12 protein-coding genes, 4 tRNA genes, 3 rRNA genes and 1 pseudogene are annotated in these 26,672 nt (G+C 46.4%); 4 read left to right on the top strand and 16 right to left on the bottom strand.

Annotation, left to right across the window (positions count from 1 at the left end):
* Positions 1 to 73 precede the first annotated feature (73 nt).
* Complete coding sequence (locus M1E06_RS18435; RefSeq protein ID WP_026578975.1) at positions 74 to 1,999, top strand: ABC-F family ATP-binding cassette domain-containing protein; 1,926 nt, start codon at positions 74 to 76, stop codon at positions 1,997 to 1,999.
* Between the two features lie 239 nt (positions 2,000 to 2,238).
* Here M1E06_RS18435 and tsaD read toward each other — a convergent pair whose 3' ends face one another.
* The 16 genes from tsaD to M1E06_RS18515 form a co-directional block, all read right to left on the bottom strand.
* On the bottom strand, positions 2,239 to 3,264 hold the full coding sequence (gene tsaD / locus M1E06_RS18440; protein ID WP_020450326.1) for a tRNA (adenosine(37)-N6)-threonylcarbamoyltransferase complex transferase subunit TsaD: 1,026 nt from the start codon (positions 3,262 to 3,264) through the stop codon (positions 2,239 to 2,241).
* Entirely contained in the window at positions 3,254 to 3,712 is a 459-nt protein-coding gene (gene rimI, locus M1E06_RS18445) for a ribosomal protein S18-alanine N-acetyltransferase (protein ID WP_095323775.1), read from the bottom strand. Before rimI ends, tsaD begins: the two co-directional genes overlap by 11 nt.
* Positions 3,713 to 3,724: 12 nt before the next feature.
* Complete coding sequence (tsaB, locus tag M1E06_RS18450; protein ID WP_020450324.1) at positions 3,725 to 4,414, bottom strand: tRNA (adenosine(37)-N6)-threonylcarbamoyltransferase complex dimerization subunit type 1 TsaB; 690 nt, start codon at positions 4,412 to 4,414, stop codon at positions 3,725 to 3,727.
* A complete protein-coding gene (tsaE, locus tag M1E06_RS18455; RefSeq protein ID WP_020450323.1) occupies positions 4,395 to 4,871 on the bottom strand; it encodes a tRNA (adenosine(37)-N6)-threonylcarbamoyltransferase complex ATPase subunit type 1 TsaE in 477 nt (158 codons plus the stop codon). The genes tsaB and tsaE overlap by 20 nt, the downstream gene beginning before the upstream one ends.
* A gap of 17 nt (positions 4,872 to 4,888) precedes the next feature.
* A complete protein-coding gene (thiL, locus tag M1E06_RS18460; protein ID WP_035337113.1) occupies positions 4,889 to 5,863 on the bottom strand; it encodes a thiamine-phosphate kinase in 975 nt (324 codons plus the stop codon).
* 196 nt (positions 5,864 to 6,059) lie between these two features.
* Positions 6,060 to 6,136: transfer RNA gene (locus M1E06_RS18465), tRNA-Asp, on the bottom strand.
* A 36-nt stretch (positions 6,137 to 6,172) separates the two neighbouring features.
* Positions 6,173 to 6,249: transfer RNA gene (locus tag M1E06_RS18470), tRNA-Met, on the bottom strand.
* Positions 6,250 to 6,261: 12 nt separating this feature from the next.
* Positions 6,262 to 6,377: ribosomal RNA gene (rrf, locus tag M1E06_RS18475) — 5S ribosomal RNA — on the bottom strand.
* Between the two features lie 134 nt (positions 6,378 to 6,511).
* Positions 6,512 to 9,441: ribosomal RNA gene (locus tag M1E06_RS18480) — 23S ribosomal RNA — on the bottom strand.
* 174 nt (positions 9,442 to 9,615) lie between these two features.
* Positions 9,616 to 11,164: ribosomal RNA gene (locus M1E06_RS18485) — 16S ribosomal RNA — on the bottom strand.
* Together the 16S, 23S and 5S rRNA genes with 4 tRNA genes alongside form the textbook arrangement of a ribosomal RNA operon.
* 99 nt (positions 11,165 to 11,263) lie before the next feature.
* Positions 11,264 to 11,337 (bottom strand) — tRNA-Gly (locus tag M1E06_RS18490).
* Positions 11,338 to 11,349: 12 nt separating this feature from the next.
* Positions 11,350 to 11,426: transfer RNA gene (locus M1E06_RS18495), tRNA-Arg, on the bottom strand.
* Between the two features lie 607 nt (positions 11,427 to 12,033).
* Complete coding sequence (locus M1E06_RS18500) at positions 12,034 to 13,455, bottom strand: sugar porter family MFS transporter (RefSeq protein WP_023857810.1); 1,422 nt, start codon at positions 13,453 to 13,455, stop codon at positions 12,034 to 12,036.
* Between the two features lie 569 nt (positions 13,456 to 14,024).
* On the bottom strand, positions 14,025 to 14,657 hold the full coding sequence (locus M1E06_RS18505) for a class A sortase (RefSeq protein ID WP_020450319.1): 633 nt from the start codon (positions 14,655 to 14,657) through the stop codon (positions 14,025 to 14,027).
* Positions 14,658 to 14,755: 98 nt separating this feature from the next.
* Positions 14,756 to 20,668 (bottom strand): SpaA isopeptide-forming pilin-related protein, encoded by a 5,913-nt coding sequence (locus M1E06_RS18510; protein WP_216904326.1) that lies wholly within the window; start codon positions 20,666 to 20,668, stop codon positions 14,756 to 14,758.
* Between the two features lie 286 nt (positions 20,669 to 20,954).
* Positions 20,955 to 22,037: a response regulator gene (locus tag M1E06_RS18515; protein WP_023857813.1), complete on the bottom strand. Its 1,083-nt coding sequence runs from the start codon at positions 22,035 to 22,037 to the stop codon at positions 20,955 to 20,957.
* 802 nt (positions 22,038 to 22,839) lie between these two features.
* On the opposite strand from M1E06_RS18515, the pseudogene M1E06_RS18520 reads away from it, so the two are divergent.
* The 3 genes and pseudogenes from M1E06_RS18520 to M1E06_RS18530 all read left to right on the top strand — a co-directional run.
* Positions 22,840 to 24,105 (top strand): annotated as a pseudogene (locus tag M1E06_RS18520) (ATP-binding protein); the annotation flags it as partial.
* Between the two features lie 225 nt (positions 24,106 to 24,330).
* Positions 24,331 to 25,278, top strand: a complete 948-nt coding sequence (locus M1E06_RS18525; protein ID WP_229129451.1) for a histidine kinase — start codon at positions 24,331 to 24,333, stop codon at positions 25,276 to 25,278.
* A 203-nt stretch (positions 25,279 to 25,481) separates the two neighbouring features.
* On the top strand, positions 25,482 to 26,654 hold the full coding sequence (locus M1E06_RS18530; RefSeq protein WP_048349932.1) for an iron-containing alcohol dehydrogenase: 1,173 nt from the start codon (positions 25,482 to 25,484) through the stop codon (positions 26,652 to 26,654).
* Positions 26,655 to 26,672 lie beyond the last annotated feature (18 nt).

The following is a 26,672-nucleotide window of genomic DNA, read 5'->3' on the forward strand; positions in this document are numbered from 1 at the left end:
GAGTTCACTTAATTGTTTGCTGACTGCGCAGTGATAGGCTACACTTAAAATAGCAGACAAGAGGTGAAAGATCATGATGATTTTACAAGTGAACCAACTTTCAAAATCGTTTGGAGCCGATACGATTTTAACGAATATAAAACTCGAAGTCAGATCTCGGGACCGGATTGCGATCGTCGGACGCAACGGCGCCGGAAAATCGACTCTTCTAAAGATTATCGCAGGAAAACTTTCATATGAAAAGGGGGACATCATCAAGCCGAAAGATTTGACGATGGGCTACCTTGACCAGCATTCCGGCCTCGATTCCAAGCTGACGCTCAAAGAGGAATTGCTGTCGGTATTTGATTTTCTAAAAAAAATGGAAAAAGAAATGCGCGCGATCGAGGAAAAGATGGCGCAGGCCGGACCGGACATGCTTGAATCATTGATGAAGACGTATGACAGGCTTCAGCAGGAGTTCAAGGACAAAGGCGGCTACCAATATGAGGCAGAGGTCAGATCCGTCATGCACGGGCTCGGCTTTGCGGGATTTGACGACTCCGTCCGCGTCCAGGACTTAAGCGGAGGTCAAAAAACAAGGCTTGCCCTCGGAAAAATGCTTTTGACAAAACCCGACCTCCTCATTTTGGACGAACCGACAAACCACTTGGATATCGATACCCTGACATGGCTTGAACAATATTTGCAAAATTACAGCGGAGCGATTTTAATCGTTTCCCATGACAGGTACTTTCTTGACAAAGTGGTTACCCAAGTTTACGAGATCAGCCGGTCCCAAAGCAAAAAATATACCGGGAACTACAGCTCTTATCTCCAATTAAAAGCCGAACAGCTGGAAAAGGAAACAAAGCTTTATGAAAAGCAGCAGGACGAAATCGCCAAGCTGCAGGAGTTCGTCGACCGGAATCTGGCTAGAGCTTCGACGACGAAACGGGCGCAGAGCAGACGAAAGCAGCTTGAACGGATGGAGATCATGGACAAACCGCTCGGAGATGAAAAGTCGGCGTCTTTCCGCTTTGAAATTACAAGGCAAAGCGGAAACGATGTACTGCGGGTGGAAGACTTGACAGTAAGCTATCAGGAGCAGCCCCCGCTTCTCCGTTCATTGAACTTTCACATCACCCGCGGGGAAAGCGTTGCACTGGTCGGACCGAACGGAATCGGCAAGTCAACCCTTTTAAAAGCATTGATTCAAAAGCTGCAGCCGGTATCGGGAACAATCGCGACAGGCTCCCATGTCTCAATCGGCTACTATGACCAGGAACAGGCTGAATTGACGTCGTCAAAACGCGTGCTTGACGAGCTTTGGGACGATTATCCGGAAATGAATGAAAAGGATATCCGGACCTGCCTCGGCAACTTCCTGTTTTCGGGAGAAGACGTATTAAAACCTGTACACGCGTTAAGCGGCGGCGAAAAAGCAAGGCTTGCCCTCGCCAAGCTGATGCTCCAAAAAGCGAACTTCCTTATTCTTGATGAGCCGACAAACCATCTCGACCTGGACAGCAAGGAAGTCTTGGAGAACGCTTTGATCGATTACCCGGGAACGATATTATTTGTGTCCCATGACCGCTATTTTATCAACCGGATCGCGACAAAAGTACTGGAGCTTTCCCGCGACAAAGCAGAAGAATATTTAGGCGACTACGATTATTACACAGAAAAAAAAGCGCAGCAGCTTGAACTGAAAGAACTAGAAAAACAGACGGAAGAGCATCAGAAAAACGCTTCCGAAAAACCTGGCGCAAAAAAGAGCTATGAAGAAGAAAAAGAGCTGAAAAGAAAAGAACGCCAGCGGCAGCGCAGGATTGAAGAAATCGAAACAAGAATTACGGACATTGAAGAACAGATCGAAAAAAATGAAGAGCTCCTGTGTGACCCCGCCGTCTTCCAAGACCATGAGAAGGTCCAGGAAATCCACTCTGAAAATGAACGGCTGAATGAGGAGCTTGAACAACTGTTAACAGAATGGGAAACACTCTCTACAAATGAATAAAGGATGAACCGCTCCAAGCCGGAGCGGTTTTTTTGTCCACAATTAAAATCCTTTATTTAAAAGAAAGAAAGCGATTTACCCACAATATCCACAAAAAACATAATATTTATACACATTATTAACAGGTGAAAAAGGTCTGTAAATTAAGGTTTTTAACATTATACACAAGACTGTGGATATATGTTAATAACCTGTTAATAACTATTCCCGGGCAAAAAAACCTCACAGAGCGTGAGGTTTTAATAAGACGTCAGATCTAAGCCAGGCTGACCGTTCATATCATATTTTCCTCTGATTCCTTTTTCAAAAGCAACCGTACCTGCGGCGGCAATCATCGCGGCATTGTCCGTACACAGCGAAAGCGGCGGGATCAAAAGCTCAATCTCCGGATGGCTGCTGAACGTTTTTTCAAGCGCCGCTCTCAACCCTTTGTTTGCAGCAACTCCTCCGGCAAGCAGCACCTGTTTGACGCCATAAGCTTTCGCAGCGCGTTCCGTTTTTGTGACGAGGACATCAATGACGCTTTCCTGAAAGCTGGCTGACAAATCTTCCGGAGCTATCGTTTCACCTTTTTGTGAAGCGTTGTGAAGCGTGTTGATGACTGCGGACTTCAATCCGCTGAAGCTGAAATGATAAGAGCCTTCTTCAAGCCATGCGCGCGGCAGCGGCACATTTGCCTCGCCTTTTTGCGCAAGTTTGTCAATGTGAGGTCCTCCCGGATAAGGAAGCCCCATCGTTCTCGCCACTTTGTCATAGGCTTCGCCTGCCGCATCGTCGAGCGTCTCTCCGATGACTTCAAATGAGCCGTGCTCTTTCATATACACGAGTTCGGTGTGGCCGCCTGAGACGACAAGGGCAATCGCCGGAAATTGAATGTCCTGAACAAGTCTGTTGGCATAGATGTGACCGGCAATGTGATGGACGCCTACGAGCGGTATGCCGCGGGCAAAACTGAGCGCTTTCGCGGCATTCACGCCGATCAATAAAGCGCCGACAAGCCCCGGTCCTTCCGTTACTGCGATGGCATCAATGTCATCAAATGTCATGTCCGCTTGTGCAAAGGCTTCCTCAAGCACGATCGTCATCTGTTCCACGTGATGCCTTGATGCGATCTCGGGAACAACGCCGCCAAACCGTTTATGACTTTCGATTTGCGACGCTACGACATTTGAAATGATATCCGTTCCGTTTTTGACAATCGCGGCGGCCGTCTCATCACAGCTTGTTTCGATTCCTAATACATACAGATCTTTTTTATGATTCATTTAGTCTCACCCACATTAATAATGCATCTTCCCCATTATCGGTATAATAATTTTTACGAATTCCTCCCGGCTCAAAGCCGAGCTTTTTGTATAAGCTTTGTGCAATATGATTCGATACCCTTACCTCTAAAGAAAGCTGAACCGCCTTTTTCATCCGGCAAAGCTTCATCGCGGCTTTCAAAAGAGCTTCTCCTAAATGGCGGCCCCGATATGCAGGTGAAACGGCAATGTTGGTGATCTGGGCATCATCCATGACGATCCAAATCCCGCAGTAGCCGACAACTTGCTCCTCAACTTCGAGAACGAGGTAATGAGCATACATATTGTGAAAAAGCTCATGATGAAAAGATTCTTTTTTCCACGGAGAAGAAAAAGAGCTTTTTTCAATTTCAAAAACCTGGTCCAAATCTTTTGGATTCATATCGCGTATGACCATTTGCGTGTTCATGGCTTCACCCGTTTACTTTTGTTTTTCAAGCCAGACGGCCTCGGCTTCGGCCAGACGAATATAGTTTGGAACAACGCTGTGCACAGGCTCGGCCTCTTTAAGTTCTCCGATTAAAGCCAATTCTGAAGGTCGTGGAAGCTGCAGGGCAGGGCCAGCAATGACCGCTTGTTCACCGAGAATCTGTTCGATCATCTCCTGATGAATCTCTGTGTCACTTCCTATGAAAAGGACTTGCTGATCCATGGCTTTCAGTTTTTTAAGCCAATCCTCAAGCAGAATGTTTTGGTCCTCTTCCAAGCCATGCAGTTTACCGTCCCTATACTGGTATAGTCCCGTATAAACCTGACCGCGTCTGGCATCAAACAACGGACAAATCAAGCCTTGGAAAAAACGGCCGTTTGCCGCCAGCACTTCAAGGCTTGAAACGGTTTTAATCGGAATATTTAATGACCATGCAAGCGTTTTTGCAATCGTAACACCGATCCGCACGCCTGTATATGAACCCGGACCTTTGGCAACTGCAATTTGGGTCAGGTCATTCGGCTCTAAACCGCACTCTTTAAGGAGTTCGTCGATCGCCGGCATAGCTCTGACTGAATGGTTTTTCTTTAAGTGGGATATATGCTCGGCTATCACTTTTCCGTCTTTAACTAATGCCACGCCGAGCGTTAAATTGGATGTATCAATCGCAAGTATCGTCATGTTTGCTGATCTCCTCGCAAAGATTTTCGTAGCGGCTGCCTTTAGGGGTAAAGGTCAGCTTTCGTTCATCATCGCCAAGCCGCTTAATGACCACCTCTAGGCGCTCTTTCGGAAGCTGCTCCTCAATCAAATGCGCCCATTCCACAAGGCAGACGCCGTCTCCCTCAAAATATTCATCTAATCCGAGATCTTCCGTTTCATCTTCCATTCTGTAAACATCCATATGAAACAGCGGAAGAGAGCCGTCCCGGTATTCTTTGATAATGGTAAAAGTCGGACTGCTGACAACCCGCTTGATTCCGAGCCCTTCGGCAAATCCTTTTGTAAAAGTCGTTTTGCCTGCTCCAAGGTCGCCCTCCAATGTGATGACATCACCGGGCAGAACATACTTTGCTGCCAGTCTGGCAATGTTTTTTGTCTCTTCAGGCTCTGTCGTTTTCCACTCTAACGTTTTCACTTTACTTGTCACCTGTCTTATTTAAAATGGTTATATCCTTTTTTTTCGAGAAGAACGCGGTCCTGTCCATTATGATAAAACACGTCCGCCTGCCCTTGTTGTGTGACGCGGCCGATTTGATAAACCGGCACATGACGTTCAGAGCATTCCTGACTAAAACGTTCCCATTGATCATTAGAAATCGTACCGACGAGTTCAAAATCCTCGCCGCCGAAAAGGACCCACTCTTCCCATTTTGTGTGCAGTGTATGTAAATCCGAATGGACCGGAATCATCTCTTTATATATGTCAATGGAAACACGGCTCGCTTCGGCAATTTCATTTAATTCGCTGGCAAGCCCGTCGCTGATATCATTAAGTGCCACATGATGATAGCCTGAACAGAGCAAACCTGCCTCAACCCTCGGCAAAGGCCTCTTGTGCCGCTCTATAAAATATTGAGACTGCTTCTCGTCTTTCATCTCTGCTTGGCCCAATATAAAAGCCAGACCGGCAGCAGATGAGCCAAGTTCTCCCGTCACAAAAACGACATCCCCGGGTTCGGCATGGCTTCTTAAACAAGTTCTGCCCTTTTCAATCTCGCCGATTACTGTTACGGTCAAAACGAGCGGCCCGTTGGCAGATACGGTGTCACCGCCGATTAAGTCCATTTGATATAGTGTCGCCAGTTTATTCATTTCTTCATACATGGCTTCAATATCCGCCGCGTGCCAGCCGGAAGGAACAGCAATGGACACAAGATAATACTTGGGGCTGCCTCCCATCGCGGCAATATCACTAATATTCACAGCCAATGCTTTATATCCGATATCGGCAGGCGATGAATGGGATGATAAAAAATGAATACCGTCGACCATCGTATCGACCGCAACAATCTCCTGATAACCGTTCTTTGTATGATAAACAGCGGCATCGTCCCCAATACCGATCTCTATTTCTCGGTGAAAAAGCGAACGGGGCGTAATCCTTTGAATCAATTCAAATTCGTCCATAAGATCATTTGCTCCTTTGCTGTTGCAACCAATCAAAACACTATCATTAGTTTATCGAATTCTCACCAATTATCCAAGAAATAAAGAAACTCGGCAAACATTGTGAAAAACGCCGATGAAGCCAAGTTTTCAGCATAGACCTGAAAGAAGACATAAAAAAAAACGAAAACCTCAAAGATTTCGTTTGTGTACAACATGGCGGTCCGGACGGGACTCGAACCCGCGACCTCCTGCGTGACAGGCAGGCATTCTAACCAACTGAACTACCGGACCACTTTTTATTTATTTTCTTTGTATGGAAATTAGATTTGGTTGCGGGGGCAGGATTTGAACCTGCGACCTTCGGGTTATGAGCCCGACGAGCTACCGAACTGCTCCACCCCGCGATAATATAAACAGCTTGGCGGCGTCCTACTCTCACAGGGGGAATCCCCCAACTACCATCGGCGCTGAAGAGCTTAACTTCCGTGTTCGGCATGGGAACGGGTGTGACCTCTTCGCTATCGCCACCAAACTATTTGCCTTCAGGACGAAGGTACTGAGCGTTCCTCACAGGATGTGAGGGCCTTTAGCCGAGTTTCCTTGCCTTTGGCTTTCTGAGAGGTGTTCTCTCAAAACTAGATAACGGTCAGACGATTCACAAACATTTAGGTTAAGTCCTCGATCGATTAGTATCTGTCAGCTCCATGTGTCGCCACACTTCCACCTCAGACCTATCAACCTGATCATCTTTCAGGGATCTTACTTCCTTGCGGAATGGGAAATCTCATCTTGAGGGGGGCTTCATGCTTAGATGCTTTCAGCACTTATCCCGTCCGCACATAGCTACCCAGCGATGCCCTTGGCAGAACAACTGGTACACCAGCGGTGCGTCCATCCCGGTCCTCTCGTACTAAGGACAGCTCCTCTCAAATTTCCTGCGCCCGCGACGGATAGGGACCGAACTGTCTCACGACGTTCTGAACCCAGCTCGCGTACCGCTTTAATGGGCGAACAGCCCAACCCTTGGGACCGACTACAGCCCCAGGATGCGATGAGCCGACATCGAGGTGCCAAACCTCCCCGTCGATGTGGACTCTTGGGGGAGATAAGCCTGTTATCCCCGGGGTAGCTTTTATCCGTTGAGCGATGGCCCTTCCATGCGGAACCACCGGATCACTAAGCCCGACTTTCGTCCCTGCTCGACTTGTAGGTCTCGCAGTCAAGCTCCCTTGTGCCTTTACACTCTGCGAATGATTTCCAACCATTCTGAGGGAACCTTTGGGCGCCTCCGTTACCTTTTAGGAGGCGACCGCCCCAGTCAAACTGCCCACCTGACACTGTCTCCCCGCCCGATAAGGGCGGCGGGTTAGAAGGTCAATACAGCCAGGGTAGTATCCCACCGATGCCTCCACCGAAGCTGGCGCTCCGGTTTCCAAGGCTCCTACCTATCCTGTACAAGCTGTACCAACATTCAATATCAGGCTGCAGTAAAGCTCCACGGGGTCTTTCCGTCCTGTCGCGGGTAACCTGCATCTTCACAGGTACTATAATTTCACCGAGTCTCTCGTTGAGACAGTGCCCAGATCGTTGCGCCTTTCGTGCGGGTCGGAACTTACCCGACAAGGAATTTCGCTACCTTAGGACCGTTATAGTTACGGCCGCCGTTTACTGGGGCTTCAATTCGCACCTTCGCTTACGCTAAGCGCTCCTCTTAACCTTCCAGCACCGGGCAGGCGTCAGCCCCTATACTTCGCCTTACGGCTTCGCAGAGACCTGTGTTTTTGCTAAACAGTCGCCTGGGCCTATTCACTGCGGCTCTCTCGGGCTTGCACCCTAACAGAGCACCCCTTCTCCCGAAGTTACGGGGTCATTTTGCCGAGTTCCTTAACGAGAGTTCTCTCGATCACCTTAGGATTCTCTCCTCGCCTACCTGTGTCGGTTTGCGGTACGGGCACCTCTCACCTCGCTAGAGGCTTTTCTTGGCAGTGTAGAATCAGGAACTTCGCTACTATATTTCGCTCGCCATCACAGCTCAGCCTTATGGGAAACGGATTTGCCTATTTCCCAGCCTAACTGCTTGGACGCGGATATCCAATACCGCGCTTACCCTATCCTCCTGCGTCCCCCCATTGCTCAAATGGTGAGGAGGTGGTACAGGAATATCAACCTGTTGTCCATCGCCTACGCCTTTCGGCCTCGGCTTAGGTCCCGACTAACCCTGAGCGGACGAGCCTTCCTCAGGAAACCTTAGGCATTCGGTGGAGGGGATTCTCACCCCTCTTTCGCTACTCATACCGGCATTCTCACTTCTAAGCGCTCCACGAGTCCTTCCGGTCTCGCTTCACAGCCCTTAGAACGCTCTCCTACCACTGTTCGTAAGAACAGTCCGCAGCTTCGGTGATACGTTTAGCCCCGGTACATTTTCGGCGCAGAGTCACTCGACCAGTGAGCTATTACGCACTCTTTAAATGGTGGCTGCTTCTAAGCCAACATCCTGGTTGTCTAAGCAACTCCACATCCTTTTCCACTTAACGTATACTTTGGGACCTTAGCTGGCGGTCTGGGCTGTTTCCCTTTCGACTACGGATCTTATCACTCGCAGTCTGACTCCCAAGGATAAGTCTTTGGCATTCGGAGTTTGACTGAATTCGGTAACCCGGTAGGGGCCCCTAGTCCAATCAGTGCTCTACCTCCAAGACTCTTACCTTGAGGCTAGCCCTAAAGCTATTTCGGAGAGAACCAGCTATCTCCAGGTTCGATTGGCATTTCACCCCTACCCACACCTCATCCCCGCACTTTTCAACGTGCGTGGGTTCGGGCCTCCATTCAGTGTTACCTGAACTTCACCCTGGACATGGGTAGATCACCTGGTTTCGGGTCTACGACCACGTACTCATGCGCCCTATTCAGACTCGCTTTCGCTGCGGCTCCGTCTTTTCAAACTTAACCTTGCACGGGATCGTAACTCGCCGGTTCATTCTACAAAAGGCACGCCATCACCCGTTAACGGGCTCTGACTACTTGTAGGCACACGGTTTCAGGATCTCTTTCACTCCCCTTCCGGGGTGCTTTTCACCTTTCCCTCACGGTACTGGTTCACTATCGGTCACTAGGGAGTATTTAGCCTTGGGAGATGGTCCTCCCGGATTCCGACGGAATTTCACGTGTTCCGCCGTACTCAGGATCCACTCAGGAGAGAACGAAGTTTTGACTACAGGGCTGTTACCTCCTATGGCGGGCCTTTCCAGACCTCTTCATCTACCTCATTCTTTTGTAACTCCGTACAGAGTGTCCTACAACCCCAAGAGGCAAGCCTCTTGGTTTGGGCTGTTCCCGTTTCGCTCGCCGCTACTCAGGGAATCGCATTTGCTTTCTCTTCCTCCGGGTACTTAGATGTTTCAGTTCCCCGGGTCTGCCTTCTCATATCCTATGAATTCAGATATGGATACTGCTCCATTACGAGCAGTGGGTTTCCCCATTCGGAAATCTCCGGATCAAAGCTTGCTTACAGCTCCCCGAAGCATATCGGTGTTCGTCCCGTCCTTCATCGGCTCCTAGTGCCAAGGCATCCACCGTGCGCCCTTTCTAACTTAACCGTTAAAAAGAATCACTACGTGATATCTTGTGTTACTAATTGAATGTGATGTCTACTGTTATCTAGTTTTCAAAGAACACGTTTGAAGAATCAAATGATCCTTCAAAACTAAACAAGATCTAAACGCACCTGTCTATAAGACCGTAAGGTCTTATATTCCGTATAATATCCTTAGAAAGGAGGTGATCCAGCCGCACCTTCCGATACGGCTACCTTGTTACGACTTCACCCCAATCATCTGTCCCACCTTCGGCGGCTGGCTCCAAAAGGTTACCTCACCGACTTCGGGTGTTACAAACTCTCGTGGTGTGACGGGCGGTGTGTACAAGGCCCGGGAACGTATTCACCGCGGCATGCTGATCCGCGATTACTAGCGATTCCAGCTTCACGCAGTCGAGTTGCAGACTGCGATCCGAACTGAGAACAGATTTGTGGGATTGGCTTAGCCTCGCGGCTTCGCTGCCCTTTGTTCTGCCCATTGTAGCACGTGTGTAGCCCAGGTCATAAGGGGCATGATGATTTGACGTCATCCCCACCTTCCTCCGGTTTGTCACCGGCAGTCACCTTAGAGTGCCCAACTGAATGCTGGCAACTAAGATCAAGGGTTGCGCTCGTTGCGGGACTTAACCCAACATCTCACGACACGAGCTGACGACAACCATGCACCACCTGTCACTCTGCCCCCGAAGGGGAAGCCCTATCTCTAGGGTTGTCAGAGGATGTCAAGACCTGGTAAGGTTCTTCGCGTTGCTTCGAATTAAACCACATGCTCCACCGCTTGTGCGGGCCCCCGTCAATTCCTTTGAGTTTCAGTCTTGCGACCGTACTCCCCAGGCGGAGTGCTTAATGCGTTTGCTGCAGCACTAAAGGGCGGAAACCCTCTAACACTTAGCACTCATCGTTTACGGCGTGGACTACCAGGGTATCTAATCCTGTTCGCTCCCCACGCTTTCGCGCCTCAGCGTCAGTTACAGACCAGAGAGTCGCCTTCGCCACTGGTGTTCCTCCACATCTCTACGCATTTCACCGCTACACGTGGAATTCCACTCTCCTCTTCTGCACTCAAGTTCCCCAGTTTCCAATGACCCTCCCCGGTTGAGCCGGGGGCTTTCACATCAGACTTAAGAAACCGCCTGCGCGCGCTTTACGCCCAATAATTCCGGACAACGCTTGCCACCTACGTATTACCGCGGCTGCTGGCACGTAGTTAGCCGTGGCTTTCTGGTTAGGTACCGTCAAGGTACCGCCCTATTCGAACGGTACTTGTTCTTCCCTAACAACAGAGTTTTACGATCCGAAAACCTTCATCACTCACGCGGCGTTGCTCCGTCAGACTTTCGTCCATTGCGGAAGATTCCCTACTGCTGCCTCCCGTAGGAGTCTGGGCCGTGTCTCAGTCCCAGTGTGGCCGATCACCCTCTCAGGTCGGCTACGCATCGTTGCCTTGGTGAGCCGTTACCTCACCAACTAGCTAATGCGCCGCGGGTCCATCTGTAAGTGATAGCCGAAGCCACCTTTTATAATTGAACCATGCGGTTCAATTAAGCATCCGGTATTAGCCCCGGTTTCCCGGAGTTATCCCAGTCTTACAGGCAGGTTACCCACGTGTTACTCACCCGTCCGCCGCTGACATCAGGGAGCAAGCTCCCATCTGTCCGCTCGACTTGCATGTATTAGGCACGCCGCCAGCGTTCGTCCTGAGCCAGGATCAAACTCTCCGATAAAGTAGTTTGACTGACTACGCACATCGCTGTGCGATTTATAAAAAAATGAATTAACAGGTACGTTTTGTCTTGTTTAGTTTTCAAAGATCATTCTAAAATTGGAGCGGGTGATGAGAATCGAACTCACGACATCAGCTTGGAAGGCTGAGGTTTTACCACTAAACTACACCCGCATTGCGAATATATGGCGCGCCCGAGAGGAGTCGAACCCCTAACCTTTTGATCCGTAGTCAAACGCTCTATCCAATTGAGCTACGGGCGCTTCATCAGGCGACTTAACTATAATACTATGAATATCAGTTAAAGTCAAGAAGTTTTTTTGAAGTTTTTCTACCGAAAGGATGAAGCTTTTTTGTTTCGACTTTATCCATTATACACATTTTAAGGTTTTTGTACACCCTTTAAATGATGAATATTATATCGGCATTTCGAAGTTGTAACTTCGTTGTCTTAGCGACGAATAATAATATATCATGCCTTCAATTCATCCGTCAACACTTTTTTCGTTTTTTTATACTTCTAAAAAAATTATGCTTACAGCCATTCATAATAGATGACGTTTTACCTGCCCTTTTCATCTTATGTGATGTTTTATTGAATGTTCCCTGCTTCATCAAGTTATATACGGAACCGAAGCTGTAAATCGTTAACTTCGACATCACTCTTGCACGATCATTTAATGAAGCTTTTATTTTACGAACGGCTTTTAAGATATCCTAAAGGCGCCTCCAATAGCCTGCTTTTCCGCACCGTATACAAAAATACAGGCAGAAATCTTGTTATAGGAAGATTTCCGCCTGCAAACTTCAAATCCTTCATCTATATTCTCCACCGATGGGACTCGACCTGTATGTCCCTCAACAAAATTGTCATCCGCTGATTTTAGCGCTCGCGTCGCTTGGTGCTTTTTCCGATTTGTAGTTGCGGAAATTATGCTCAAGCTGTTCAAGTGTGAGACCTTTTGTTTCAGGAAGGAATTTTTTCACGAATGCAATGGAAAGAAGTCCAAGTCCGACAAAAATGTAGAATGTCGATGACAGTCCAATCGCATCAAGCAATATCGGGAATGAAAATCCGACAAAGAAATTGACGATCCACAAACAAAACACGGTGACGCCCATCCCTAGACCGCGAACGCGAAGCGGGAATATTTCAGAAAGCATGAGCCATGTTACAGGAGAAATAGCACCTTGCTGGAATGCAAGAAAGGTTACTGTCAGCGTAAGTACGACATACGGAAGAGCAGCTGAACCTTGAAGGGCGTTTGAGAAGATGCCGATCAGCAGCAAAGCTGAGGTCGTCCCTATTAAACCGGTCAACAGCATCGGTCTGCGCCCGACCTTCCCTAAAAGCCAAATCCCCACGAATGTCGCCAAAACTGAAATGACACCGTTTGCAATATTTCCGATAAGTGCAGCTTTTGTTTCAAATCCGGCATTTTTGAGTATTTCTGTACCGTAATACATGATAGAGTTTACGCCGGTAATCTGCTGAACGACAGCGATCCCGATTCCGAGAAATACGATTCGGCGCACCCATGGAACAGCCAGATCCTTATAATTCGCTTTTTTCATTTCAGATTCTTTCATGACCGCAGCTTCGATTTCAGCAACTTCCGAATGCGCCCTTTTTTCCTCGCGGATTCTTTTCAGAACGCCCAGCGCCGCTTCATTTTTCCCTTTAGAGACAAGCCAGCGCGGACTTTCGGGCATTCTCAGCATACCAAAGAACAAGAACACAGCCGGGACTGCGGCAATGGCCAGCATGTAACGCCAAACATGGGAACTATCCCCCATTGTGGTTCCGAGGATGGCATTGAAAGTAAATGCCAAGAGCTGTCCGGAGACAATCATTAATTCATTTTGGGTAACCATTCGTCCCCTTTTCTCTGAAGGAGACATTTCAGCCAAATAAGTCGGTACCGTAACAGATGCTCCCCCTACAGCAACTCCAAGCAGGAACCGAGAGATGACCATAATCGTCACATCAGGCGCAAGCGTACATCCGAGCGTCGAGAAAAAGAAAAGCACAGCTAGAAAAATGATGTTTTTGCGGCGCCCGATATAATCGGAGAGCCTTCCGCCGAATACCGCCCCCAATGCCGCTCCCAGGAGAAGCGAACTTGCGACCAGCCCTTCTGTAAAGGCAGTCAGGTTCAGCTGATCTCCTTCAGACATATAAGGCAAAGCTCCGTTGATCACTCCGGTGTCATATCCGAATAGAAGTCCGCCGAACGTCGAGACTAAAATAACAGTACGCAAAAATGATTTCTGATTTCCCTGTTCATTCATATTGATTTCCCCCGCCTTTGTTTTTAAAAATTGATTTATTTCCAAAGGTTTTCGAAAACATCCTTAAAAGGAGCTCATTTCTTTTCCCAAAAGACTCATTCCCAACTTTCGAAAGTTTCGCCAACCACCCCCTTAACAGAAAATTGAAAATTTTATTTTGATGGAAGCCGGAGCTTCCGCACAACCAATTGCCTACCACGGAATATTTTGGAATCGCTTTCATTTATATGCCGTTTAAATACATTGTTAGATTATAGTTATGTTTTTGGTACATCTTTGTTATGTCTGATATTATCATAATTTTAAAAGCGCTTTCAGTCAACATAAATTTCAGAAAATTTATCTTTTTTTCATTTTAAAAAGCCTAATTAAGGGCGTTATGATAGGAATTTCATCCAACTCACATAATTCCATTTCTTTTTTTATTATTTATCAGCATTTTTTCACTATTGTCATTTCATAGTGATCTTTTTGTCACTTTTTTGTGATGTGTAGAATTTTAGTCCCAATAAAAAAATACCAAGGGGCTTTCCCTCAGTATTTTTTCCTGCCTGCAGCGGACATTTCAATTATCTGTGAACAGCAACATGAATCAGCTTTCCTTTAACCGCAAGGCGCCCTTCGGTTCTCACGGCTTTGTCACATGTCATCAGCGTAATTTCTTTTTCTTTCGTCTCTTGAATCACATCTGTGTCCGTTTCAGAAATGAATTGTTTGGATGTCACAGTGTATATATAGTCTTTTTTAAAGTCTGTGATTTTAACGGTGTCCCCTTTTTTAATGTGGATAAGAGGGCCGAATAAGAGGTTCTCCCGCTTCATATGATGTCCGGCCAACGGGTAGTTGCCCTCGCCCATTTTCTGATCGGGACGCATTGTTGTCGCTCCGTAGAGAAGATTTTGATTGGTTGTGCCTTTCAATATCGGCAGCTTGATATTGACGCTGCTTATGGTGATCCGGCCGATGACCGCTTTCGATTCACGATCGAGGCCGGCTTTTACTGCTTCCATAAAAGAAGGCGGCTGAATCGCTTCAAAATCAAATGACGCCTTTTGCGTATTGTTTTGTTCCGCCTGTTCAGCAGTCAATTCAAAACTTTTATTCTTGCTGAGATTGATGATGATGCTTTCTTTAATAAAAGGAGACAAGACGAATAGTATACCTGATATGACAAGTACGGCAACGATCATTTTTTTATACATGTCCCACAGTCCTTTCTAACCTTTATGTCAATTGAACGAATGCCGTTTTTCAAAAAAGCACCTGACCGGTTTCATGATCAGGTGCATAAATGATTCGTTTACGCCTTTCTTTGTTTCTTTCTTGTGTAGAAAGCGAAGACTCCTCCAGACAGAATCAGCAGGATGCCGATCATGATCGGAATGATGCTGTCTCTATCACCGGTTTTCGGAAGCGTATCTTTCAAATGACCTTTAGGATCTCCGTTCGAATTTCGGTCCGGTGTGCCTTTGTTATCTGTTTTAGGGTCTCCCGAATTCGGGTTCGATGTGCCTTTGTCAACAGCCGGCGTTTTCAGCTTTTCATTGGATGCTGTGATCTCGACCGGTTTTGACTGTCCTTTTTTAATTTCAAAAGGAATCGGCGTTTCATCCAACTTATAACCGTCAGGCGCCTTCGTTTCGACAAATTGATAGCGCCCAGGTGCCAAACCTTCCGCAATAAATTGACCGTTTTGATCTGTAGTCCAGACTGCCGGCAGCTTTTTCCCGTTGCCTGCGGCTTTAACAGGCTTTCCATCGGCATCGAGCAGCTTGAATTCTGCTCCTTTCAACACAGCTTTTTTATCGTTGCGGTCCACTTTCGTCAGTTTCGCATCGCCCGGTGTCAATTGATTCTCTGCAGTCATTTCAATTGGCTTTGTATCAGTATTTTTGACTGTGAACGATATTGGCGTCTTATCCAATTGATAATGCTTAGGCGCTTTTGTTTCGACAAATTGGTAGTTACCGGGCTTAAGACCGTACACTGTGATCCGGCCGTCTGCGTCTGTTGCCAAACCGGTTTTCAGCACCTTGCCGGTTTCATCTGTCAAATCGAACTGCGCTCCCTGAAGTCCGGCGCTCTTGTCATCCTGGCCGACTTTTGTGAGCACAACGCTGTTTTTCTTGTTGAGAGCCGTCAGTTTAACCTGTTTCGGCTCACCTTCGTGTTTCCCGGTAATGGAAAATGGGATCGGATCTGTTGACAGCAGGTAACCGTCAGGCGCATGTTTTTCAACAAATTGATAGCTTCCCGGCGCCAAATCGCCAGCCTCGATTTTGCCGCCTTCTTTAGAGATCAAATCATCTTTGACCGTTTTGCCTTCGCTGTCAATGATTTTAAACACGGCTCCTTCTAATCCATTGCCGTCTTCATCTTCTTTCTGCAAATAAACCGAACCTTTGTAGTTGATGGCTTTACCCGCATCTACATGGGCAGGTTTTCCTTCAGCGGCATCCGGGATGACAAACTCTATTTTCCCGCTGTTCAATACAAAGCCATCAGGCGCTTTCGTTTCTACGAAAGCATAGCGCCCAGGCGCCAGGCCTGAAGCCGTAACAGTTCCATTTCGATCTGAGACCAGTTCCTCCTGTACGGTATTCCCGTTTTGATCTGCGATCTTAAAAACGGCTCCTTCAAGCTTGTGGCCTCCCGCATCTTCTTTTGTTAAATGAACCGAGCCTTTATAATTAACAGCGGCGCCTGCATCAACCGGCTCCGGTTTCCCTTCAGCTGAGCCCGGGATGGTGAATTCTATTTGATCGTTGTTTAACATAAAGCCCTCGGGCGCCTTCGTTTCCACGAAAGCATAGCGCCCAGGCGCCAGGCCTGAAACTGCGATTTTTCCGTCTTCATCGGAAGTGAGCTTTTCATGAACGGTTTTGCCTTCATGATCAACGATCTTAAACTCAGCGCCCTTCAGCGTACGGCCTTCCGCATCCTCTTTTGTCAAATAAACCGAACCTTTATAGTTGACGGCTTTGCCTGCGTCCACGGATTCCGGTTTTTCTTTTGCCGATTCAGATATGGTAAACTCGATTGCCTTGCTGTTTATCACATAGCCCTCGGGGGCTTTGGTTTCAACAAAGGCATAGCGGCCAGGCGCAAGATCAGATACTGCGATTTTCCCGTCTTGATCTGAGGTGAGCTTTTCATGAACGATTTTGCCTTCATGATCAATGAGCTTGAATTCAGCCCCCTCTAATTGACGGCCTTCTGCATCTTCTTTCGTTAAATGTGCTCTGCCTTTATAGTTGATCAATGTTCCTAAATCAACGTCAGGTACTTGATTCTTATCATTCGTTTTGACGGAGAAGCTGATTTCTTTTGTATTTAAGAGATATCCTTCTGGAGCTTTCGTTTCCAGCAAACGATAATTGCCGGGCGGTAAACCGTTGATTTCTACTTTTCCGTTTTCATTGCTCTTAATACTCGTACGTATTGTTGTAAAGGTGCCATCGCCGGATTTTTTCTCCAGCTTGAACACGGCTCCTTCCAAAGGATTCTTTTGTTCGTCTTGTTTGATAAGCGTCACCTTATTCTTTTCATTCACGACTTTGTAAAGCGCTCCGGCACTGGAAGAGCTGCTGTTAATCTCAACGGAGACCCCGTCTGCATAAGCGTCGCTGATCGTATATCCGTCAGGCGGCTTGATTTCTTTTAAAATGTAAGTCCCGTAGCGGATATTACCGAATGTCAGCTTGCCGTCGTCGTCAGTCGTTCCTGTCCGCAGAAGCCGCTCATTATCTTTTGTCCGCAATTGAAAATCTGCTCCAGAAAGCGGTGTGCCGCCTTCCCCCGTTTTAAGGATTGTCAAGCTGCCTCTTTCACCTGAGCCTGAACCGCCGCCGCTTGAAACGGCAACAAAGACCGAGCTGTTGTTTTCCTGGGTTTGTTCCTGAACATTCGTTCCCGAAATCGACACTTTGTTGTGAACATGACCGCTCGTGCCGGCAATATTGATTAATGATTGGTATTGAATCACATAGGCGCGGTCGATTTTTTTGTAATCACCTGTAAATTTCAGGACAAATGATTGTTCACCGGTTGCATTGTCGGTCTTGATGTCCAGTGTATAGTCTTCGCCTTTTTGAAGCTGAACATCATCCGGGACAAGATTTCCTCCGCTGTCTTTGACTGCACCTTTTTCATCGTATTTAGCTTGATAAACTTTAAAAGAATCTTCAGCTAAAATTTGGTTGGTATCCGGAGTATCGGTGACTTTTACATCCTCCAATACCGACTGGCTCGCATTGACATTAATACTCCAATCGACATAACCTCCGTTTTGTTTGCCTCCTTTGAAAACGAGGCTTCCTCCGTCGGCGACCGAAACGGATGCCGTCAACTCACGCTCTGAGTATCCGGCATTATAATACGTCGCCTTGTTGGTGTAAGGGTCACGCTTAATGACCTGCCCTTTAAGCGAAGTTTTAAATACAATAAGATACGGGACGGAATCGTCCGTTTTCAAATGGACAGTCAGCGTTTGTTTATTGTCAGCCGACGGCTCCTCCACATCATATTGTGAAGCGGGCAGGATGTCTCCTTCTGTGATGGAACCGTCTTTATTGACTGCATAGCTCTTGACGACCACTGAACCTTTAACAAATTGCTGGTCATCTGCTAAAGCATCTTTAATATAAGGATTCTTTGACGGCTCACCATTATAGTTGATCCCGATTTTCCACGTGATTTCTTTTGAAACCGCGTTATATGAGCCGTTTTTGAAACCGTTGTGGGATGTCTGGCGATTCGGTGTAAAACTGCTCGTTTCCTTATTTTTGCGTTCAGTGCTGCTGTGATCTGTCCAGGTTGATTCAGCCGTGTTTTTGACATTTTCGTTTGAAAAGTCGGCATTCATATTCGTCGTATAAGTGATCTTAAATTGGCTGTTTGTTGTTGCATAATCTCCGATGAGTTCCAGAAGAAAACCTTCATGATCCGGTTTTATTGTCAATGTATAGTCTTTGCCTTCTTGAAGCGTTTTGTTATTCGTCACATCCTGAAGACGGAATGATCCGTCGAGGAGCGCGAGCCCGCCGCTTTCGAAATTATCATCCAACTTCCAATTGTTCATCGTGTAGTTGTTTTTGTTGATTGCGATCGTCCAATCGACCGTTTTATTCTTGTAATCAATGTTTGAATAGCCTTTTATCAAATTCTGTTGAATGGCTGTACCGGAAGCTTTCTTTGATTCCCCTGTTCCGGTCACTGCGGTGTTCGTATACGTTGTCGATTTATCGATGATCACTCCGCTGTTGACCTCGGTTTGATATGTGATTTTGTAAGCTCCGGTAACATTTTGGTTAAATTTGATTTCAAACCCGCTTCCATTATCGGAGAGCGTATAGTCTTTGCCTTCCGTTAGAGGCGTTCCCGCCTGTTCACTTCCGTTCTGATTGAAGGTAATCGGAATCACCTTCAAGGAATCTGAAACAAGCTGCAAATCAGCGGAACCAAACGAGTCTGTTATGCTCGCCTTGGATTCGTCAATCTTCTTCTCACCATAGTTATATAAAATCGTCCAGCTGAAAGTCTGTGAATCGCTTTTATAACCTGTCGACGATTTTTCGATCATTTTCCCGTATTTGGCTGTGACAGAGGCCTCTGCAGAAGCCGGTTCCAGATTGTCTCCGCCGAATGTCGCCTTGTTCGTAAATGCAGCATTTCCGCCTTCGTCCGGCTTTGCGGAGTCATCGATGTCCGTCACATAGATCAGGCGATAAGCCGAATCTATCTCACCGTCAAATGTGACATTCCCATTTGCGTCTACAGTGTAGCCTGAAAGAACTTCATCTCCCTGGCTGACTGAACCATCTATGTTGACATCGAGTTGATAAACTTTGACAGAACGATAGATCAGCCCCTCCGGAAAGTTCTCGGTCAACTTGGCATTTTTGACTTGATCCAATTTTTTGTTGAGGTCGACTGTCCATGTGACTTGCCCCGGATTGATGCCTTTATCAAAAATTCCTGATTTATCGATGGTTTTGCTTACGTTTGGTTTAAAATAAACCGTTACCTCCGGAGTGTCTGATTTCACCGGGAAGGGAATCTTTTGAGTCGTCGATCCTTTTATTTTTTGCGCGTTGAACTGCGTATTGACAAACAACGTGCCTTTGACCTTCGAATCTGTTTTCACTTCACCATTAAACGTCATCACAACATGGCCTTTTGTATCAATTGAAAAATAGCCGTACGTGATACCGCCTGAGCTTAATGGCTGATTCGTAATATCGTTGTACATAATGAAAGCTTCAGGCAGATCAAATTCGTAGCGATCGCCGTCATTTATCGTCTTTCCGAGCTCATCCGGGATGTCCCAAGTGATTGAAATTTTTGCCGGAGAATTCGTGTCGGCCCGGTTGCTTTTGTCATAAGGCTTTCCGTGTTCATCTGTCAGCGTCACGCCGGTTAAAATATTTTGGGTGATTTGATTACCTCCGGACGCAAGGCTCCCGGCTGCCGCTAGTCTTGAAGATGCTGGCGGTTTTGAATCGCTGCTCTCAGTGTCAGCAGCTTTTGTCTTCGTTTCCTCTTCGTCCTGCTCCCCTGAAGATTTTGATTGATCGTCAGCTGCTGCCTGATCATCCTCAGATGACGGAGAATCGTTTTTCGCCGTTTCCGATTCGGATCCTGTATTTACAGGGATGACTGCTTGCTGCGTCTTGCCTGCTCCGAGTTGAAAGAGAGCGGTGACCGTTTTTGTACCGCTTTTCACGGCAGCGGCAAACTTTGCTTCCAGAGTGATGGACCCTTTTGCCTCTGCAGTGCTGTTCAAGGTTACGGTCAAAATGTTGCTGTCCGCTTTCACCTCATAGCTGCCGATGATCTGCTGATCTGCCGATTTCACATCTCCCTTGGCATCCTGAGCGAATTCGAAGCTTTTAGGCACCTCTACAGTGAAGCTTTTTTCGGTGCCGGCTTCTTCATCGTTTTTTAACGCCCACTCGTATGTGAGTGTCACTTTGTCACCCGGTTTTAATGCCGGGTCGTCTCCCTTTGACCCGTCAACCGTTTGATCTTCGCTGTTTTTGATTGTCACTGAATTAAAAAACACGCTGCTCCCTGTTGATGTGCCGGCAGCCACTGCCGTCAGCGTAAAGCCGACAACTTGACTGAAGATCAAATACAATGCCAGGCAAGTGATCAAAAATGGTTTCAGCCCTCTTTTTTTGCTGAGGCTGAACGAATATTTTTTCGATCTCAAATTGTGATTCCTCCCCTTTTATCATGTTTTTGTGTACGGATCGATTGAGCCTGGAAAATGAATCCCTGAAAATACTTTTCTATTTGAAGAATGACAGGCTTTTAAATTCGCTGCTGTATGTTTAGCGGCGGTAATCAAGATATCGCGGCTATGAATTTTGCTTTATGTCAGCTGAGATCATCCGAACCAAACTACATTGTATGAGATGGAACTATACAATTTCTGAACATCGGCATGTAAGCTGAAAATGGCATAAAAAAAAGACCGGCTGATCCGGTCCTCGTGTTTACATTTCATTCATTTTGTCCTTGATGAGTTTGTAGCGCTCATACTCCTTGATCGCTTCTTCTACATTCCCGGTTTTATTAAACAGCTGCATCTTGTATTGGATGATTTTATGATCGTACGGTTCGAATTTCTCGACCTGCAGACATATATCAAGCGCCCGGCGGTAGTCTTTTTCACGAATAAGGCAATCGACCAGTTCATAAGCTTTTCCAAGCCATATCCGGGCAAGCCGTGTCTTTTCGGGTTCGGCCCACAAATAACCGTGTTCCATAAAGTAATGGTTTTCGTATGCAAGCAGCAATTCCATGTGCCGGTTGATCGTCGCCATATGAATTGGAGGAGCCTCTTTCAGCGACTTTTCCCATTCGTCAGCATCCACTTTCACACCGGAAATCCGGAGGACATATCCGGTGTCAGTCTTCTCGATGGATTGGCTAAAAGGAAGCCTTTCGATTAATTTTCTGATTTGATAAATCGCCGTATACAGCTGGGTGCTCGCTTTAGAGACATCATGGTCAGGCCAGAACAGGTCGATCAACACGTCTTTGCTGATCACATGGCCGTGATGATGAAGCAAATACGCGTAAATTTCGCGTGCTTTGGACGTTCTCCACTTTACGGGTATATATGTTTTGACATCCTTCTCCGTTTTGTAAAATTGCAAACTCCCAAAACATTGAATGAAATAGTCTCCTCCGCCGTTTTCCGCGGAAGCCTTCAGCAAGCTGTTTTCTCTGATCCGTTCAACCGTCTTCACGAGCCGGACGTAATCGACGGGTTTAAGCAAATAATCCATCGCATTTAATTCAAATGCTTTTATGGCAAAATCGTTATAGGCCGTGATAAAAACAACCTGAATGTTTTCATTCATCGATTGAATCGCTTCAGCGAGCTCAATCCCGTTGATCCCCGGCATTTCAATGTCAAGAAACACCGTGTCTATATCCTGAATATCCGGATACTCCATAACATCAGCCGGATCTTGAAACATTTCAATGGATCGAAAACAATTTGTTCGTTCAAGCATATTTTTAAAATGAAGCAATGCCAATTCCTCATCATCCACAATTAACGCTTTCACGACACCCACCCCAATTTCATCGAGTCATCTGGAAATTATTATAATGATTATATCATGTCAATGGCCCTACTTAGTTGGATTCATTTTCTTATTCTTGTCGTTTATTAACATTTAAGAGTACAATATTCATATGGATTCGACAACACTGCAGCAGGCTGAATGAGGAGTGCTGATATTGAAAAAGCTATTTGTTTTCCTTTCGATTATTCTCGGCTATGCCGGCTTCTTTTTTATTTTCTTATTCATTAACAATCAACTGTCCGATCAGAATTACCCTGAAGCAAAGCAAGGAATCATCAATCTGGAAACATGGGATTTTCAGAAAGATGGGAACATCGCGCTCACTGGGGAATGGACACTCTATCGAAACCAGCTTCTCTCGCCAAAGGCGATCCATTCAGGCATTGGAAAAGCCCCCATTTATTCCGCTGTGCCTAACAATGTCAAACTTACCGATTCAGGGGAAAACGTGGATTACGGTACATACAGACTGATGATCCGGTCAAAACAGGACAATGAGATGTTCGGAATCAGCACCTCTTTTATTAACAGCGCAAACCGAATTTATTTCAACGGCAAATTGATCGGGCAGAGCGGAACTCCTTCAAGTAAAGCGAATTTCAGGGCTCAAAACAGGCCTTATACGAGTTTTTTCGAGATTCACCGCGGGGACAACGAGCTGATTGTACAATTTTCGAACTTCAAAAAAACACCTTCATGGGGAATAGAAAAACCGATTACCTTCGGAACGCAGCAGAACATTTTACACCAAAGCAAAATTTCTTTCTTTAATGAAACCAGCATGATCACGGCATTCTTCATTACCGGTTTATACTTTCTCGGCTTTTTCCTGCATCGAAAAAAGGATAAGCACTTATTCTTTTTTTCCACGATGTGTCTTCTTTTTTCAGTCATTGTGCTTTTAATCGGACGAGAACGAATGATCTTTCTTTTCTTTCCGTCTGTTTCATTCTCGGCTTTAAGCGTAATGAGGGCAACCACAATGGTGCTTGTCAGTATAGCGGTTTTTCTCTATCTCTATTTCGCTTACAGAGAAATCGTTTCAAAAAAATGGATAATCGCCGCGACTGCATTTTCTGCACTGGTTTTGTTGATTGATTTTATATCATGGGGTTTTACAGACCGTCTCGCATATATATTGCATTCCGTTCTTGCCGTCACGACTTTGATTTATATTACGTATGTGTTTGCGATTGCTGCCCTTCGGAAAATGAAAGGCAGTCTTTATCTTACGATTGCAGCGATTTCAATGAGCGCATTCGTCATTTTAACGACCGTTTCTGCTTACAGCGGCAAAAGAGGCTTTTCGTTCAATTCGCTCTATGCCGTGCCGTCAATCATCGCTTTGCTGGCGGCTGTTCTGATGATGGCGCAGCAATTCGCAGGCGCATTCCGCGAGAATGAAGTCCTATCCTTGAAATTGCTCAGAATGAATCGATTAAAAGACGAATTTATCGCCAAAACATCGCATGAATTTAAAACGCCGCTGAACAGCATGATTAATATATGCCAGACCCTTTTGGCAAGGAAAAGCAAAAGGACGGTAGAGGAAGAAAAAGAAAATCTGCAGCTGGTCATCCGCATGGGATACAGGCTCTCCAGCCTGGTGAATGACATTCTCGATTTGGAAAAAATGAAGCAGGGCATGCTGCAGATTCAAGCCGTTCCTGTCGATACCCATTCAGCGATCAGTACGGAAATGGGCTTCTATCGGCTGTTGTCAAAAAATAAACAGGTCCAGATTGTAAACCTGGTTCCATCCGGACTGCCGCTCGTCTTGGCTGACGAAAACCGCTTCCGGCAAATCATGACCAACCTGGTAGATAACGCAATCAAGTATACGCCGGAGGGACAAATTACGCTCTCTGCCGAGAGGATCAACCAAGAGAAGGTCAAAATCACTGTAGCAGATACAGGAGTCGGCATACCAAAGGCCGTCCGTCAATCGATATTCGAATCTTTTCAACAAGCAAAAAACCATAAAGATGACGGAGCCGGGCTCGGTTTAAGCATCGTCAGACAGCTCGTTCAGCTTCAAAATGGGGAGATCTGGGTAGAATCGGAAGAAGGGAAAGGATCGGCATTTCATTTCACACTGCCTGTCGCAAAGGATGACTCGCTTCTTGACGATAAGGAGAACGTGCCTCAACAGCAAGCCGTCAGGAGTTTGCCCGATGTTTCAATCAGCACGCCGTATTATTCAAAGAAAATGGATGCTCCAACTGTTCTGATCGTCGATGATAACATTGAAAGCTTAAAAATTTTGGCCGATATGCTTGAAGGCGTTCCTTATCAAGTCATCGCAGCAAAAAGCGGCAAAGAGGCTCTCGAAGTCGCCTCCCGATCAAAGCTTGACTTGGTGATTTTGGATCTGATGATGCCCGATATGACAGGGTTTGAAGTCTCTATGAAAATCCGTGAAAGATTCACAATGGTGGAACTTCCGGTTCTCATTATTACGGCAGCCATCATCGATCATGATAAATACAAGGCTTTTCACGCCGGGGCAAATGACATTTTGCAAAAACCGTACAACTACACTGAATTTGCAGCCCGCGTTAAAAACCTGATCATGATGAAAGATACGGCAGCCCAAGCGACCAATATGGAGATGGCATTCCTCCAATCGCAGATCAAACCGCATTTTCTTTTCAACGTATTAAATACAATTATCGCGCTCAGTCATTTGGATATTGAAAAAGCACGCGAAGTAACGGCTGATTTTACAAACTACTTAAGAATGAGTTTTGATTTTCAAAATACATCAGGGATGAGTTCTTTCAAACATGAACTGTCGATTGTGAATTCGTATCTTTCTATTGAAAAAACGCGCTTCGGCGATCGGCTGGACGTCATTTACGATATTGACGAAGACATTGACTTTGCCCTTCCGCCATTAATGATTCAGCCTCTTGTCGAAAATGCCGTCCACCACGGGATCAGCAAAAAAAGAGGCGGAGGCTGGATCAAGCTGACGGCAAAAAAAGAAAGCGAAAACCGCTATTATATCAAGATAGAGGACAATGGAATCGGCATGCCGCCGGAAAAACAACACGATATCTTTTCCTCTCATTTCACTCATAGCGTCGGTATGAAAAATATCAACCGAAGACTGAAGCACTTCTGCGGGAGCGAACTGAATATCGAGAGTGCGCCGGATGACGGAACCGCTGTCTCAATGGTCATTTCTATCAACGAATCGGCGGACGTCTCAGTATAGGTTTTAACCTGAAGACAGAACGGCCTCCTCAGCTTGCCGGCAAAGTCGGCAAGCTTTTTTACGCAGTAAATCAGGTGTGTGCTTCCTCCCCTCTGTACAATTTGACCCTGTCCTTTGTAAGAACACGGCCTCTTTTTCTATACGATTCAATATGTTATAGTAGAAAACTGTTTTTACATATACCATAGGAGGTTTGTTCATCAATGGAAAATTTCAGCTATTACAATCCAACGAAATTGATCTTCGGAAAAGGCCAGCTTGAACAGTTAAGAAAAGAATTAAAGGAATACGGAAAAAATGTATTGCTTGTTTATGGAGGCGGCAGTATTAAAAAGAACGGTCTTTATGACGAAGTTACGCGCGTGTTGAAAGAAGAAGGCGCTGACATGCACGAGCTTTCCGGAGTAGAACCAAATCCGCGTCTTGCTACGGTTAAAAAAGGGATCGAATTGTGTGCCCGGCATGAAATCGATTTTCTCCTCGCTGTCGGCGGAGGAAGCGTCATCGACTGCACAAAAGCGATTGCTGCAGGAGCAAAATACGACGGCGACCCTTGGGATATCTTCAGCAAAAAAACGACAGCAAAAGACGCCCTGCCGTTTGGTACGATTTTAACCTTAGCTGCAACCGGATCTGAAATGAACCCCGATTCCGTCATTACAAACTGGGAAACGAATGAAAAATATGTATGGGGAAGCGATGTCACGCATCCGAAGTTCTCCATTTTAGACCCTGAAAATACGTTCAGCGTCCCGGAAAACCAAACGGTTTACGGCATTGTTGATATGATGAGCCATGTGTTTGAACAATATTTTCATAATGTCAAAAACACGCCGCTTCAGGACAGAATGTGCTTTTCCGTTTTGCAAACGGTCATCGAAACGGCACCGAAGCTGTTGGAAGACCTGCAAAACTATGAGCACCGGGAAACCATTTTATACGCAGGCACAATCGCTTTGAATGGCACGCTGCAAATGGGCTATTTCGGCGATTGGGCTTCCCATACAATGGAGCACGCCGTTTCGGCCGTTTACGACATTCCGCATGCGGGCGGCCTTGCGATCTTGTTCCCGAACTGGATGAGATATACGCTTGATACGAATGTCAGCCGCTTCAAAGCCCTTATGCTGAACATGTTTGACATTGAAACAGAAGGCAAAACCGATAAAGACATCGCGCTTGAAGGAATCGATAAGCTGTCCGCGTTCTGGACAAGCCTTGGCGCTCCTTCCCGCCTTGCCGACTACGGCATCGGGGAAGAAAAGCTCGATCTGATCGCAGACATCGCCGCTAAAGAAATCGAGCACGGCGGCTTCGCCAATTTCCAAAAACTAAACAAAGATGACGTACTCGCCATTCTCCGGGCTTCTCTATAACAACAAAAGGACGGAATC

This window comes from Bacillus sp. AK124 (assembly GCF_053903085.1).